This window comes from Arthrobacter sp. D1-17, assembly GCF_054130535.1.
The window spans coordinates 1,649,797-1,664,867 of the sequence record NZ_CP096382.1; the positions used below are offsets into that span (position 1 = coordinate 1,649,797).

At 65.1% G+C, this 15,071-nt stretch carries 11 protein-coding genes; all 11 read left to right on the forward strand.

The window, feature by feature from the left end; genetic code table 11:
• Window positions 1–71 precede the first annotated feature (71 nt).
• The 11 genes from ilvC to M1E01_RS07735 all read left to right on the forward strand — a co-directional run bounded on the left by ilvC (window position 72) and on the right by M1E01_RS07735 (window position 14,948).
• Window positions 72–1,097 (forward strand): ketol-acid reductoisomerase, encoded by a 1,026-nt coding sequence (gene ilvC / locus M1E01_RS07685; RefSeq protein WP_457974458.1) that lies wholly within the window; start codon window positions 72–74, stop codon window positions 1,095–1,097.
• Window positions 1,098–1,250: 153 nt separating this feature from the next.
• On the forward strand, window positions 1,251–2,840 hold the full coding sequence (gene serA / locus M1E01_RS07690; protein WP_457974459.1) for a phosphoglycerate dehydrogenase: 1,590 nt from the start codon (window positions 1,251–1,253) through the stop codon (window positions 2,838–2,840).
• Between the two features lie 202 nt (window positions 2,841–3,042).
• Entirely contained in the window at window positions 3,043–5,838 is a 2,796-nt protein-coding gene (locus M1E01_RS07695) for an ABC transporter permease (RefSeq protein WP_457974460.1), read from the forward strand.
• Window positions 5,835–6,590 (forward strand): ABC transporter ATP-binding protein, encoded by a 756-nt coding sequence (locus M1E01_RS07700; RefSeq protein ID WP_457974461.1) that lies wholly within the window; start codon window positions 5,835–5,837, stop codon window positions 6,588–6,590. Before M1E01_RS07695 ends, M1E01_RS07700 begins: the two co-directional genes overlap by 4 nt.
• A 43-nt stretch (window positions 6,591–6,633) precedes the next feature.
• Window positions 6,634–8,193, forward strand: coding sequence for a methionine--tRNA ligase (gene metG, locus M1E01_RS07705; RefSeq protein ID WP_457974462.1), 1,560 nt, complete (start codon window positions 6,634–6,636; stop codon window positions 8,191–8,193).
• A gap of 352 nt (window positions 8,194–8,545) precedes the next feature.
• Window positions 8,546–9,310, forward strand: a complete 765-nt coding sequence (locus M1E01_RS07710; RefSeq protein WP_457974463.1) for a hypothetical protein — start codon at window positions 8,546–8,548, stop codon at window positions 9,308–9,310.
• Window positions 9,311–9,405: 95 nt separating this feature from the next.
• Window positions 9,406–10,311, forward strand: coding sequence for a sortase domain-containing protein (locus M1E01_RS07715; RefSeq protein WP_457974464.1), 906 nt, complete (start codon window positions 9,406–9,408; stop codon window positions 10,309–10,311).
• Window positions 10,312–10,418: 107 nt separating this feature from the next.
• On the forward strand, window positions 10,419–11,471 hold the full coding sequence (locus tag M1E01_RS07720) for a 3-isopropylmalate dehydrogenase (protein ID WP_457974465.1): 1,053 nt from the start codon (window positions 10,419–10,421) through the stop codon (window positions 11,469–11,471).
• Window positions 11,472–11,571: 100 nt separating this feature from the next.
• Window positions 11,572–12,684: a branched-chain amino acid aminotransferase gene (locus tag M1E01_RS07725; protein ID WP_457974466.1), complete on the forward strand. Its 1,113-nt coding sequence runs from the start codon at window positions 11,572–11,574 to the stop codon at window positions 12,682–12,684.
• Between the two features lie 616 nt (window positions 12,685–13,300).
• Complete coding sequence (locus M1E01_RS07730) at window positions 13,301–14,101, forward strand: MBL fold metallo-hydrolase (RefSeq protein WP_457974467.1); 801 nt, start codon at window positions 13,301–13,303, stop codon at window positions 14,099–14,101.
• Window positions 14,102–14,171: 70 nt separating this feature from the next.
• On the forward strand, window positions 14,172–14,948 hold the full coding sequence (locus M1E01_RS07735; protein WP_457974468.1) for a fumarylacetoacetate hydrolase family protein: 777 nt from the start codon (window positions 14,172–14,174) through the stop codon (window positions 14,946–14,948).
• Window positions 14,949–15,071: the final 123 nt, after the last annotated feature.

Consider the following 15,071-nt stretch of genomic DNA (forward strand, 5'->3'; position numbering starts at 1 on the left):
GGACGCTCGGCCCGAACCGCAGCACCACAGACACCTATCTACAAGAAATCCACTCAAGAGGAGTTACGCAAGTGACTGAAATGTTCTACGACGACGACGCCGACCTGTCGATCATCCAAGGTCGCAAGGTTGCCATTGTGGGCTACGGCTCCCAGGGCCACGCCCACGCGCTGAACCTGCGCGATTCAGGCGTCGAGGTTGTCATCGCCCTCAAGGAAGGCTCGCCGTCCACCGCCAAGGCACAGGACGCCGGCTTCACGGTCAAGAATGTTGCCGACGCCGCCGAATGGGCCGACGTCATCATGATCCTCGCGCCGGACCAGCACCAGCGCTCGATCTACAACGACTCCATCAAGGACAAGCTGCGCCCCGGCAAGGCCTTGGCCTTCGCCCACGGCTTCAACATCCGCTTCGGCTACATCCAGGCCCCCGAGGGAGTCGACGTCATCCTCGTCGCCCCGAAGGCTCCCGGCCACACTGTGCGCCGCGAATTCGAAGCCGGCCGTGGCATCCCGGACATCATCGCCGTTGAGCAGGACGCTTCCGGTTCCGCCTGGGAGCTGGCAAAGTCCTACGCCAAGGCCATCGGCGGCACCCGTGCCGGCGTCATCAAGACCACCTTCACCGAAGAGACCGAAACCGACCTCTTCGGCGAGCAGGCCGTCCTGTGTGGCGGCGTGTCCCAGCTGGTCCAGTACGGCTTCGAGACCCTGACCGAAGCCGGCTACCAGCCGCAGATCGCCTACTTCGAGGTGCTGCACGAGCTCAAGCTCATCGTTGACCTCATGTGGGAAGGCGGCATCGCCAAGCAGCGCTGGAGCGTTTCGGACACCGCAGAGTACGGCGACTACGTCTCCGGCCCCCGTGTCATCACCCCTGAGGTGAAGGAGAACATGCAGGCTGTCCTCGCCGACATCCAGTCCGGTGCCTTCGCCAAGCGCTTCATCGAAGACCAGGACAACGGCGGTGCCGAGTTCAAGGAACTGCGCGCCAAGGCAGAGCAGCACCCGATCGAGGCTGTTGGCCGCGAGCTGCGTTCCCTCTTCTCCTGGCAGCAGCAGGACCCGGACTACGTCGAAGGCTCGGCAGCCCGCTAAGGCTCTATGCCGGTCGAACGCAACAGCAGCGTTTGAGCGCAGCAGCGTTCAAGTGCGACGGTGAGGCCGGGTTCACACTTAACAATGTGAGCCCGGCCTTTCCGTCCGCCTAGACTTTATTCATCCCCAGGACTGCAACGCAGAGGATCAGCCGTGTCAAAACCCGTAGTACTGCTCGCCGAAGAACTTTCGCCCGCCACCATCGAGGCCCTGGGCCCGGACTTTGAAATCCGCCAGACCGACGGCGCCGATCGTTCGCAGCTGCTCTCTGCCATCGAGGACGTTGACGCAATCCTGGTCCGCTCCGCGACGAAGGTTGACGCCGAGGCCATTGCCGCCGCGAAAAACCTCAAGGTCATCGCCCGTGCCGGTGTCGGCCTTGACAACGTGGACATCAAGGCTGCCACCCAGGCCGGTGTGATGGTGGTCAACGCGCCGACCTCAAACATCGTCTCGGCAGCAGAACTGACCGTAGGCCACATCCTCAGCCTCGCCCGCCACATCCCGCAGGCCAGTGCTGCCCTCAAGGACGGCGAGTGGAAGCGCTCCAAGTACACGGGCATCGAGCTCTTCGAAAAGAAAATCGGCATCATCGGCCTTGGCCGCATCGGCGCGCTGGTCGCCGCCCGCCTCCAGGGCTTCGACACTGAGATCCTCGCCTATGACCCCTACATCACCTCCGCCCGCGCAGCCCAGCTGGGCGTGAAGCTGGTGACCCTCGATGAGCTGCTCGCGCAGTCCGACTTCATCACCATCCACATGCCCAAGACCCCGGAGACTGTGGGCATGCTCGGCGCGGACGCCTTCACCAAGATGAAGTCCAGCGCTTACGTCATCAACGTTGCCCGCGGCGGGCTCGTCGACGAGGAGGCCCTCTACACGGCCCTGCAGGAAGGCCAGATCGCCGGCGCCGGTGTGGATGTCTTCTCGCAGGAGCCCGCCACGGACCTTCCGTTCTTCAAGCTGGACAACGTGGTCGTAACGCCCCACCTGGGTGCCTCCACGGATGAAGCGCAGGAGAAGGCCGGCGTCTCTGTTGCCAGGTCCGTCCGGCTGGCCCTCGCCGGCGAGCTCGTTCCCGACGCCGTCAACGTCGCCGGCGGTGTGATCGCGCCCGAAGTCCGCCCCGGCATCCCGCTCATCGAGAAGCTGGGCCGCATCTTCACGGCCCTCACCCACGCCTCGCTGACCCAGATCGACGTCGAGGTCGCCGGTGAAATTGCCGCTTTGGACGTGAAGGTGCTTGAGCTCGCGGCGCTGAAGGGCATCTTCGCGGACGTCGTCACCGAGCAGGTGTCCTACGTCAACGCCCCGGTGATCGCCGAACAGCGCGGCATCAACGCCCGTCTGATCACCACGCCCGAGGCAGAGGACTACCGGAACGTCCTGACCCTGCGCGGCGCCCTGAGCGACGGCACCCAGATTTCCGTGGCGGGCACGCTGACCGGCCCGAAGCAGGTGCAGAAGCTGGTGGGTGTGAACGGATACGACGTCGAAATCCCCATCAGCGAGCACCTGGTGGTCGTGTCCTACGCGGACCGTCCCGGCGTAATCGGCACCATCGGCCATATCCTGGGCATGAACAACATCAACATCGGCGGCATGCAGGTGGCCCGGAATGCAGAAGGCGGACAGGTTCTGGCGTTGCTGACGATCGACAGCTCCGTACCGCAGCAGGTCCTGGATGCCATCAAGGCCGGCATCGGTGCCGAGATGGTGCGTGAAGTGGACCTCGAAGACTAGGAAAGATGAACACGGGGTGAACTCCGCACCGCCGGGGTGCCACCCCTGACAGATTTGATTGGCCGGTCTGCGTACAATGGCTAGGTCCGTTTTCGGATCCTGCCGGCAGGCCGGCCAATTACTTTTTGCACACCCGTAAGGGCAATCCTCCACCTCCGCGGTGCTGAGGCGTGCGCACGCAATCCAGGTTTCAGGGAGCCCAATGAACGCCGTCCAAAGGTTCATCAGAAGCAGAGTGCTGCTGCTGACCGCTGCCATTTTGACCGCCGCCATGTGCCTGTCCGTCCTGGTCCAGACGCAGTCCCAAGCTGCGCTGACCAGGACGGTGGACGAAAACTCCCGGGGTCTGTATGACATCCTGGTGCAGGCCAAGGCAGGTTCCGGAGGCGCCCTGATGCAGCCGGAAATTGCCACCGGCCAGGGCGGCATCAGCTTCGACCAGCTGCAGAGCATCAGGGACCTGTCCGGCACCTCCGTCGCCGCTCCCATCAGCCTGGTGTCCCGCGTCACGCAGAACCTCGAGGCACCCCGGCTCGAGGCGATGGACTACCTCGGCTACAACTCCGGTCTTGTCGGCACCGCTACCGCCGGAGACCCCAGCGCCACCGATCCGGGCAAATGGCCTGCAGCAGAGTCAGTGCTGAGCGAAACACCCAAAAAGTACCGTCTCACCGCGAGTGCCACGAGCTCCGACGGATCCACCGAGCGGACACTCTTCAAGTCCACGGCCGAAGGGTCCCTGGGCAAGGCACGCCTGGTCGAGGAGGAGACGCCCGGCGGCAAGAGCACACGCATCGCAGGTCCGGAAGGCGAGACGGGCATCAAGTTCCCCGCACCCGCCGGTGGCTCCGAACACAACCTTTTCAACCTCACCGTTGCCCTGCCGTTGGCGCCGGAAGTCACCGAGTCCGTGGTCGCCGTCGACCCCGTCGCGGAGCGTGCGCTGCTCGGGTCCGCCGGAGACTTCCTGGCGCCGCTCGAAAAGGCCCCTCCCGCGGACGCCCGCAACGCCGAGGCCGTCGGCCGCCACTTTGAAAGCCTCTTCACGGGCGGCATCGGGATGGAGGAACTTGAGGAGGGCCCGGACTTCCTCGGAGTCAAGCTCAAGTACTGGGCGCCGCTGATGACCCAGTACCAGCAGGCAAAAATGAACGGCCAGCTCACCGAGGACTCGAAGGCAATCCCGCTGATTGTCCGCTCGGGCACGTCCCTTGACCTGAAGTACTCGGTGAAGATCGAGGAGATCGACGACGCCGGAAACGTGGTCAAGGACATCGGGACCGTTGACCGCTCTCTCGGCAACGACTACCTGCCGTTCGTTTCCAAGTCGCCCTTCGCCCTGGCGTGGCCCGGATCCACCGACCACTCCAAGCTGCTGGGCAACCCCGAAAGCTTTGGCCGCGGCCTCTACACGCCTGCCACCTGGAGCACGGACTTTGCCTCCGCGCCCAAGTACAAGGACGGCTCGACGGCGGGCAACGGCGCCGTCGACAAGACCGCGATCCCCGGTGAATGGGTGACCGTGAACCGGCTTCCGGAGCAGTCGGCAACCGGCGAATCCGTGGACCAGACCCAGCGCAACCCTGTGGATGAGCGTTCCTACCGGGAGAGCCTGGAGACGGGGGAGAAGCTGGCGGCTCCGCTCGCCATGGTGTACGGCACGTTCGATCCTGCCGAGGTACAAAAGGCGGCCGGGGATGTGAACAGGCTTCCGCTGGGCGGCTATGACCCTACACCGCTGACCCTGACCAAGGACGCCAAGGGCAAGGACATTGAGGACACCACACTCAAGCCGTCCCTTAGCGCCACGGGTCTGGCCAGCCAGTCGGCCGGTGCCATCACTGATTACTACGGCTTGGCGGCTGCCCGCGGGTACGAGAAGAACGCCTCCGTCATCGACGCCGTGCGCGTCCGCGCCGCTGTCCCCGGCAGCTGGAAGCAGGCACAGCCTGACGTTGAAAAGCTCGCCAACGAGATCCGTGACATGGGCCTGGAGGCCACGGTCGTGGCTGGCTCGGCCCGGGAGGACGCCAACATCTTTGTCCCCGGCTACTCCAAGGACGGTGCCGGCAAGGAGTCTGCGTTGGGCACGGTCCAGCAGTCATGGGTCCGGCAAGATGCCGCCGACGCCGTGACCGGCTCGCTGACGGCCACCAACCTCACCCTGCTCTTCCTGACGCTCTGCGGCGCCGCGCTGCTGACCGGGGCGTCCACAGTGAGCTACGTGCGCCAGCGCCGCCGCGAGGCCGGCACCCTGCGCGCCATGGGCTGGACCCAGCGCCGCATCCGGTCCTGGGTGCTGGAGGAGTTCGCCGTCGGTGCCGCGCTGCTGGCCGTAGCCGGCATCGTGCTGAGCCTACTGAGCTGGAACCTCGCCACGGTGGTTGTTTCTGCATCCGTGCTGCTGCTGTACGCAGCGGCGGCGTTCTTCGCAGCGCAGCAGCTGCGGCACCGCGAGGTAGTCGACCAGGAACCGCAGCACGATGAGCGGCTCATCGCCGTGGACTCACCGCTGACCTTCGCCAACCGGCAGCTGACCACCAACCGCTTTAACGCCATCTCGCTCGCGGTGGCAGTCGGTGTGTTCGGCGCGGCGGTCGGCGGCCTCATCGCCCTGCTGATCGACATCCCGCGCGCAGCCGGGGCGAGCGCATTGAGCGGGCTGGCCGCCACCAGCATCGCCCTGCCCAGCCTTGTTCTGGGGCTGTCCGGCGTTGCGGTGGCACTCCTGCTCACCCTTGTGACCGGGCGATTCGAGCTGCAGGCCAAGCGCCAGTACCTCGGCACCCTGGAAGCGATGGGCTGGAACCCTGACATGCTCGGCCAGGTACGTCTGTTCGAAAATGCCCTTGTGGGAGCGGTGGCTGTGCCGCTGGGCGTCCTGGGCGGCCTCGGCGTCGGGCTGCTCCTTGCTCCCTACGCCGCGCTCTGGGCCGCTGTGGCCGGGCTCGTGGCCGTCCTTTGCTGGATTCCAATTGCAACGAAAGTAGTCCAATGACCAACGACCGTAACCTTCGCCGCGAGCGCGGGAACGATGATGGGGAAAGCGCGCTCCAGACGCGCGCCAGCACCATCGTCAAGGCCGCCGATCACGGTACACCGCTGGAACTGAGCAACGTCACCATCCGCTACGGTGGCGGCAAGGGCGGAGCCGACGCCGTCAGCGTCGTGGAGGGCTTCGACCTGACCCTGCACGCCGGCGAGATGCACTGCGTGGCGGGCCGCAGCGGCTCCGGCAAGACCAGCATCCTGACGGTGGGAGCAGGACTTACTCTGCCGACGTCGGGCCGTGTGCTGTGGGAGGGCCAGTCGCTCGAAAGCATGAGCGACGACGAGATCGCGGACCGCCGCCGTGCCCTCATCGGCTATGTCGACCAGGGCGGCGCCCTGATTGACGGCATGAGCGCTCTCGAGAACGTCCTGCTGCCTGCCGTGCCGGACGGCGAAGTGGAAAAGCGCCGCGATATGGCCAAGGACCTGCTGGACCTTGTGGGCCTGGGCCGGAGGATGCGGCACCGCCCCGCGCAGCTCTCCGGCGGCGAGCGCCAGCGCGTTGCCATTGCCCGCGCCCTCATCCTGGGGACCCGCGTGCTCGTGGTCGATGAACCCACCGCCAGCCTGGACAGGGCCTCGGCCAACCGCATCATCAGCATCCTGAAGGACACCACGTCCGACGGCATTGCAGTCCTTGTCGCTTCACATGATCACGAACTTGTCCGGCTGAGCGATACGCTGACTGAACTGATCTAGCTCCTCTAGCTCCTCCCTCCGCACCTAAGGTAACTTTCCGCCCGTGACTTCCTCAGACAAGAGCCCGTTCTACATCACTACGGCCATCACCTACCCCAACGGTGTGCCGCACATCGGCCACGCCTACGAATACATCGCCACCGACGCGATGGCACGTTTCAAGCGGCTGGATGGTTATGACGTGATGTTCCTGACCGGCACTGATGAGCACGGGCTGAAGATTGCCCAGACTGCGGAAAAGGAAGGCATCACGCCCAAGCAGCTCGTGGACCGCAATTCGGAAATCTACAAGGCCGCCCATGCTGCCCTCGGCATTTCCTATGACCGGTTCATCCGCACCACGGACGCCGATCACTACGCCGCCTCACAGGCCATCTGGAAGAAGATGGAAGCCAACGGTGACATCTACCTTTCCAAGTACGAGGGCTGGTACTCCGTCCGCGACGAGGCCTACTACGGGGAAGATGACACCGTGGTCAAGGAGGACGGTGCCAGGTACACCAAGGAGACCGACACCCCTGTGACCTGGACGGCTGAGGAAAGCTACTTCTTCCGCCTCTCCGGCTATCAGGACAAGCTGCTTGCGCTCTACGAGGCCCAGCCGGAGTTCGGTGCCCCGCAGTACCGCTTCAACGAGGTCATCAGCTTTGTGCGCCGCGGCCTCGAGGACCTGTCGATCAGCCGCACCACCTTTGACTGGGGCGTGCCGGTGCCCGGCAACGACAAGCACGTCATGTACGTCTGGGTCGACGCCCTGACCAACTACCTGACGGGCGCCGGCTACCCGGACACCGAGTCGGAGTCGTTCAGGAAGTACTGGCCTGCCGACGTGCACGTGATCGGCAAGGACATCTCGCGGTTCCATGCCATCTACTGGCCCGCCTTCCTCATGAGCGCCGGCCTGGAACTGCCCAAGCGCATCATGATCCATGGCTTCCTGAACAACAACGGGGTCAAGATGTCCAAGTCCCTGGGCAACGTCGTGGCCCCTGAGGACTTCGTCGCCCAGTACGGCCTCGACCAGGTCCGGTTCTTTTTTCTGCGGGAAGTTCCCTTCGGTGCCGACGGCAGTTACAACCACGAAGCAATCGTCGGCAGGATGAACTCGGACCTCGCCAACAACTTCGGCAACCTTGCCCAGCGATCGCTCTCCATGGTTGCGAAGAACTGTGAGGGGAAGGTCCCGGTTCCGGGAGCGTTCACCGCAGCCGACGACGCCATCCTGGCCCAGGCGAACGCCCTGCTCGACCAGGCACGCGCGGCCTTCCACAAACAGGAGTTCAGCCGTGCGCTCGAGGCCATTTGGGGCGTTCTGGGTGACACGAATGCGTACTTTGCAGAGCAGGCCCCGTGGGTGCTGCGGAAGACCGACGTCGAACGCATGCAGACGGTGCTGTACGTGACCCTCGAGGTATTGCGCATTGTGGCGATCCTGGCCCAGCCGGTGATGCCGTCCGCGATGGCCAAACTGCTGGGCTCCCTGGGCCAGTCCGAAGGCGAGGCACGGCAGTTCGCGGCTATCCCGGTGCCCATTGCCGCGGGCACGGACCTGCCTGCACCCGTTCCGGTCTTCCCGAAGTACGAAGAGCCGGCCGAAGCTTAGGCCTTCCGCTCCTGCCGGGCTGTTGCCGCCGGCCGCACGCCCCCTTGCCCTGATTCCCGGGCACGGGGGCGTTTCTTTTCCGGTGGGTCTGGACGGCGCGCGCAGCAAGTAGTGCCGAGTACAACGGGACCGTAAGCCCACCGCTGTCAAGTAGCAGGCCCCAAAGAAGGCGTACACGCTACTCGGGATTGCCACAGAGCCGGATCCTACCCTGAAGCTGCAAGCGGACTGACGACGACCTGGGAGCTTTATATCCTCACTACTGCCGTTTGATGGTCAGGCAGTGGTGGCATGCGAGAGGAATGCCGCCCGGTCCGGTCAGTCCGATCCAGCAGTATGGAGGGACACGAAAATGAGACGAACTATCGCGGCAGTGGGCCTTTTGGGTCTTGGGATCATGGGCACCACACTCCCGGCAATCGCCACGCCGGGCAACGGGCAGGGCAATAACGTCAGCATCTGCCATGAAACCGGCTCGGAAACCAACCCGATCGTGGAAATCGACGTCAATGAAAATGCCGTCAACGGCCATGGGCCCGGGGGCAACAGCGGGCAAGGCGGCGGGCCCGGGGACAACAACGGGCAAGGCGGCGGGCCCGGGGACAACAACGGGCAAGGCGGGCATAACGACGACGAGTGCTACCAGGAGCCGGGGGGCAACGAGGAGCCCAACGTGCCGCCGGTAGTGGAACCATCTGCGGAGGAGCCTCCGGTTGATTCCCCGCCCGTGGTGGCACCTCCGGTGGCTGGCCCGCCCGTGGTGGCACCTCCGGTGGCTGGCCCGCCGGTTGTGGCACCTCCGGTTGCGGCGCCTCCGGCTGTCGTGCCGAAAGCACCCGCGGCCCCGGCGGTAAAGCCGGTGGTGAAGCCAGCGGCCAAGCCTCTGGCCAAGCCGGAGGCAGCAGCGCCGGTCGCGGCAGCGCCTGCGGCAGCGGCCCCAGTCGCCGCAATGCCGCCCGTGGCGCAGGCAATCAACGCCGGGTACAACGTCCAGACGGCGGCGGGCGGGGATGCCGGAAACGGTATTCCGTCGTGGCTTGCCACGCTGACGGGCGCCTTGGCCGGTCTGTCAGGCCTGGTGCTTCTGCGCGGTGGGGCGCGCGCCAGGAGGCTCTAAGGCTGAGCAACAGGGATTGGCGGGTGCCGCGGGCTGGACGTGGCACCCGCTCTTCCTGATTCCGTTCGCTCTTCCTTCCGTTCCAAGGAGAAAACGTGGCCAGACACCTAGGGACCAGGCGGTCCCGGTCCGCAGGCAGCCGCCGGTTGCTGCTGGGCCATGCCGATCTTCTGATCCTTTCCTTTTGCTGCCTTGGGATCCTGGGCGCATGGCTCATCTACGGGGCAGCAAGCGCCGGGCACAGCATCGCCGGGCACAGCATCGCCGGGAACGGTCCAGTGGCCCGATATTCCCCGGTGGCACCCCATGCCCAGTTCCCGCCGGGCCTGATTCCGCCTGCCCAGTTCCCGCCGGGCCTGATTCCGCCTGCCCAGTTCCGGCCGGGCCTGATTCCGGCAGGCCAGCCGCAAGCGGCGGGGATCCAGCCAGGCTGGGCAATTGCCGGCACGGCAATACCGGGCGCCGATAAGCCGGCACCTGGCAAAACAGCACCTGCCAAAACAAGACCAGTCAGGACAACAGCTGCCAAAGCAGCGCCGAAACCTGTACGAGTCACGGCCGCGCCGCCGCAGCGGATCATCTATCCCGCCGCCGGCATTGATGTGGTGGTGCACCATCTGAAGCCGGACCGCGCTGCCACCGCAAGCAGGTCAATCGTGCCGCCAGAGACCCTGGACGGGTACTGGCTCACGCCCTATGGCATGCCCGGGGCCGGATCGGCGAACACCACTTACGTAATAGGCCACAGCTGGGAAGGCCGGGATGCCCCGTTCAACCACCTGAGCTCGTCTGCGGCGCCGGGTGATGTTTTCACTGTGGTCACCTCCAAGGCAAAGCTCCTTTACAGGGTCGATTCTGTGACCACATATACGAAGTCCAGCCTGAAGGACAGCTCCATCTGGGCCGTGGCGCCAAACCGGCTGGTCCTTATCAGCTGCTACACGGAAGACTTGTGGGGCAAGAATGTGGCCCTGGTGGCGTCGCCGGTTAAAGGAAGGTAACCGCCGGGAATGGGAAGGGCTGGACGGAGCAGGGCCCGGCCCCTGGCGGCGTTTCGGATTGTGAGACGGTGTGCCCAGAATGTGGATGGCTTGGCTACGCTAAAAACATGAGCGCATCAACGATTAATCTTGCTGTTATTCCCGGGGACGGCATCGGCCCCGAGGTTACCGCCGAGGCTGTCAAGGTCCTCGAGAAGGTGGTCGCCGCTGAAGGTGTCACCCTCGAGCAGACCTATTACAAGCTCGGCGCGCAGCACTGGCTTGAGACCGGCGAGACGCTCCCGGACGAGGTTCTGGAAGACCTGCGGACCCGCGACGCGATCCTGTTCGGCGCAGTCGGGGCAGCGCCGGGTGACACGCGGATTCCCTCCGGCATCATTGAGCGGGAGATGCTCCTGAAGCTGCGCTTCAGCCTTGACCACTACGTGAACCTGCGCCCGTCCAGGCTCTATGGCACAGTGGGCAGCCCTCTTTCCAACCCAGGAGACATCGACTTTGTCGTGGTCCGCGAAGGCACCGAAGGTCCCTATGTGGGCAATGGCGGCACTTTGCGCGGCGGAACGCGGCATGAAGTGGCCACCGAGGTGTCGCTGAACACCGCGCACGGTGTGGAGAGGGTGGTCCGGGACGCCTTCCGGCGTGCCAGCGAGCGGCCGCGCAAGAAGGTCACGCTGGTCCACAAGCACAATGTACTCGTCTACGCCGGTCACCTGTGGAAGCGCACTGTCGAGGCTGTGGGGCAGGAGTTCCCTGAGGTCACCCACGATTACCTGCACATCGACGCCGCCACCATTTTCATGGTCACCGATCCCGCGCGCTTTGATGTGATCGTCACTGACAACCTCTTCGGAGACATCATCACGGACCTTGCCGCGGCCATCACCGGCGGCATTGGACTCGCAGCCTCAGGCAACATCAATATGGACCGCACCGCACCCTCCATGTTCGAGCCGGTCCACGGTTCGGCGCCGGACATCGCCGGGCAGCAGAAGGCGGACCCCACGGCCGCTATCCTCTCGGCGGCGCTGCTGCTGGAGCACCTGGGCTATGCCGGCGCGGCACGGAAGATCGAGGCAGCTGTAGCGGCCGACATCGAAAGCCGCGACGGCGAAGCACGGAGCACCAGCGCCATCGGCGATGCCATCGCCGCTGCCGTTTAGCCCCACACGGCAGGCGTAAGCTTGTCCTGAATCACCAATTGCTGCCGTGGTCCGATGCTGAACCACGTTCACCTGCCAGGCAGCCGACCGTGGAGGAACCATGACTCAGACTGCCCATGGCGTCGAATTCACCCAGCAGCCCTCGGCAACCCCGAAGTCTGCTGAAGAACGTGCAGCCATCCTGGCGAACCCGGGATTTGGCAACTACTTCACCGACCACACGGCGGTCGTTGACTACAAGGTGGACGAGCACGGGAACGGCGGCTGGCACAGTGCCCGGATCGAGGCCTACGGGCCCATCATGCTCGATCCCTCTGCCGCAGTGCTGCACTACGGCCAGGAGATTTTCGAGGGCCTGAAGGCCTACCGCCATGCCGACGGCACCGTCTGGACATTCCGTGCGGAAGCCAACGCAGCACGCCTCAACCAGTCGGCCCGCCGGCTGGCCCTTCCGGAGCTGCCGGCAGAATACTTCCTCGGCGCGATCCGTGAACTCGTCAGCATGGACAAGGACTGGGTCCCGTCGGGTGACGGTGAAGCGCTCTACCTGCGTCCGTTCATGATCGCCACGGAAGCGTTCCTGGGGGTCCGGGCTGCCCGCGAAGTGTCCTTCCGGGTCATCGCCTCGCCCGTCGGCAACTACTTTGGGGGCGAGGTCAAGCCGGTTTCGATCTGGATCTCCCGTAAGTATGCCCGGGCAGGCCGCGGCGGCACCGGCGCGGCCAAGTGCGGCGGCAACTACGCGGCATCCCTGATCGCCCAGCAGGAGGCCGAGGCCAATGGCTGCAAGCAGGTCCTGTTCCTGGACCAGTTCAACGACAACGCTGTCGAGGAACTGGGCGGCATGAATGTCTTCTTCGTCATGAAGGACGGCTCGCTCGCCACCCCGGCCCTGACGGGAACCATTTTGGAGGGCGTCACCCGTTCCTCCGTTATCCAGGTCGCTAAGGATATGGGCAGGGAGGTTGCCGAGCGCAAAATCACGCTGGACGAATGGCGGGACGGCGTTGCTTCCGGGGACATCGCTGAGGTCTTCGCCTGCGGTACGGCCGCCGTGATCACTCCCATCGGAGTCCTCCGGGACGAGACCGAGTTCATCGGCGCGGAGGACGCCAAGGCGGGCGAAACCACCATGGCGATCCGCGAGCAGCTTCTGGGAATCCAGACCGGCAAGGTCGCAGACAAGCACGGCTGGCTCACCCGGCTCGCCTAGCTGCACCCAGCCACCGCCATCCCGAGCGAGCAGACGCCACCCAGCGCGAACGAAACAGCGCGAATAGACACAGCGCGAACGGACACTTGGGGCCCTGGCCAAAGAGCGTACGACGGCGGCCCCGCACCTCGTGCGGGGCCGCTTCGCATGAGACTGGCCGCTTTAGCACCGGGCTGGCGGAACTGCATCGCAGACCCTTCATGACGACGCCGGAACTCAGGCGAGTTCCGGCGTCGTCCGTTTTGTGCCGAACTAACGCAGCGCTCTCTCAGGTCCCGCAGGGTTCTGCAGGGTTCTGCAGGACGGTCTCTAACCTCCTAACGGAAAAATGGTGGACCTGTTCCCAGATCCAGCCTGACGTAGAGGGCGTTCAACCGGACGCTCCTGCATCTCCGCCATCATCTTCGAAGGAAGAATTGCGCCAGACCCTGGACCCCTTGATGCGGACAATCCCGCCGAAAGTACCCTCAGCTGCAAGCTGCGTGAGCGTTGGGGAAAATGTGGCGGAAAGTGCAGGAGCGTTGGGGACCTGGCGGTCGCCTGCGGGCCGGTTCAGCGAAACACTGCCCGCCGGTTCAGCGATACACCCTGTGGGGAGTGGTGCGAAGATGGAACGGTGACAGCCGAAAATTCCTCCGCCCTGGTCCGCTGCACCGACCTGACCCGCTTCAGGCTTGCGCCGAATCCGGGGCCCATGAGCCTGGACGGCACAAACTCCTACCTGATTGCTGCGGAAGGCCATCCGGGAGGAGCCGTGGTGGATCCCGGGCCGCTGGATGAAAAGCATCTCCAAGAGCTTGCGCAGGCGGTTGGCACCGTTGAGCTGATCCTGATTACGCACCGGCATGCAGACCACACGGCAGGGGCCGCGCGCCTCCACGAACTGACGGGGGCGCCGGTCCGCGCCGCCGATCCCAGCCACTGCATCGGCCAACCACCGCTTCAGCCCGGCGAGGTCATCTCCGTCGCCGGCACGGAAGTCAGGGTTGTGCCCACGCCGGGACACACGTCCGATTCCGTGTGCTTCCACCTGCCCCTCGACGGGCCCGGGAGTTCCGTCCTCACCGGCGACACCATCCTCGGCCGGGGAACCACCGTGCTGGACTACCCGGACGGTGGGCTCGGCGATTATCTGGCCTCCCTGGACCGGCTCGAAATATTGGGGCCAGCCACGGTGCTGCCCGCCCATGGCCCCGTCCTGCCTGCACTTGACGCCGTAGTCCGCGCCTACCGCAGCCACCGTCTGGACCGCCTCTCGCAAATCCGTGCCGCCCTTGCGCAGCTCGGACCGGACGCCGGCGTGCCGCAGGTCACCGATGTTGTTTATGCCGACGTCGATGCGTCCGTGCGCCGCGCGGCAGAGAACTCGGTGGCGGCCCAGCTGGAATACCTCCGCTCCCTTCGGGAACCGGCCTGACCAAAGGGAGCAGGCCGGACGCCCCGGGCAGCAGGCCGGACGCCCGGGCCGGGACTGTAGGCTTGGGAGCATGCGTATTGCCCGGTTTGTAGTCGATTCTGATCCCCTCTACGGCGTCGTTGAAGGCGAGCCAGGCAGTGAGGAAATCACTGTCATCAACGGCGACCCGTTCTTCAACGGCGTGGAGCGCACCCACGTCCGCCACAAGCTGGAGGACGTCCGGCTGCTCGCGCCCATCATTCCCCGTAGCAAGGTCATCGGGGTAGGGCGGAACTTCGCCGACCACGCGCGTGAACTTGGCAACGAGGTGCCCCAGCACCCGCTGCTGTTTCTGAAGCCCAACACGTCCGTCATCGGCCCCAACGATCCCATCGTGCTTCCCGAGTTCTCCGAGGAGATCTCCTACGAGGCTGAACTGTGCGTCGTGATCGGCAGGATTTGCAAGGACGTGCCGGAAGAGCGCGCGGACGACGTCATATTCGGATACACCTGCGGCAACGACCTCACGGCCCGCGACGTTCAGAAGACAGACCTGCAGTGGGCCCGGGCCAAGGGCTTCGACACCTCCGCTCCGCTGGGACCCTGGATCGAAACGGACCTCGATCCCGAGGACCTTGCCATCAAGGGCAGGCTGAACGGCGAACTGCGCCAGGACGGCAGCACCAACCAGATGATTCGGGGCGTCCGGGAGCTCGTCTCCATTGTCTCCAGCGCGTTTACACTGCTGCCCGGTGACGTCATCATGACCGGCACCCCTGCCGGCGTCGACCTCGTGCAGGCCGGCGACCGGTTTGAGGTGGAAATCGAAGGCATCGGCCGGTTGTCCAACCCCGTGGTCCGCCGCTAGCCGTCCGCTTCAGCGTAAATCTCGACCTCAGAACCTCAACAGGAAGGCCGGCACGTGGGACCGCGTGGCGGCCTTCCTGCGTTCCCGCCCCCGTGCCGGCGGGCGAACCGTCGTCGAAATCGG

What these genes read in the sequence shown, in the direction of transcription:
- M1E01_RS07695 (WP_457974460.1), top strand. Translation starts at nt 3,043, where the DNA reads ATGAACGCCGTCCAAAGGTTCATCAGAAGCAGAGTGCTGCTGCTGACC.
- M1E01_RS07700 (WP_457974461.1), top strand. Translation starts at nt 5,835, where the DNA reads ATGACCAACGACCGTAACCTTCGCCGCGAGCGCGGGAACGATGATGGG.
- M1E01_RS07710 (WP_457974463.1), top strand. Translation starts at nt 8,546, where the DNA reads ATGAGACGAACTATCGCGGCAGTGGGCCTTTTGGGTCTTGGGATCATG.
- M1E01_RS07720 (WP_457974465.1), top strand. Translation starts at nt 10,419, where the DNA reads ATGAGCGCATCAACGATTAATCTTGCTGTTATTCCCGGGGACGGCATC.
- M1E01_RS07725 (WP_457974466.1), top strand. Translation starts at nt 11,572, where the DNA reads ATGACTCAGACTGCCCATGGCGTCGAATTCACCCAGCAGCCCTCGGCA.
- M1E01_RS07735 (WP_457974468.1), top strand. Translation starts at nt 14,172, where the DNA reads ATGCGTATTGCCCGGTTTGTAGTCGATTCTGATCCCCTCTACGGCGTC.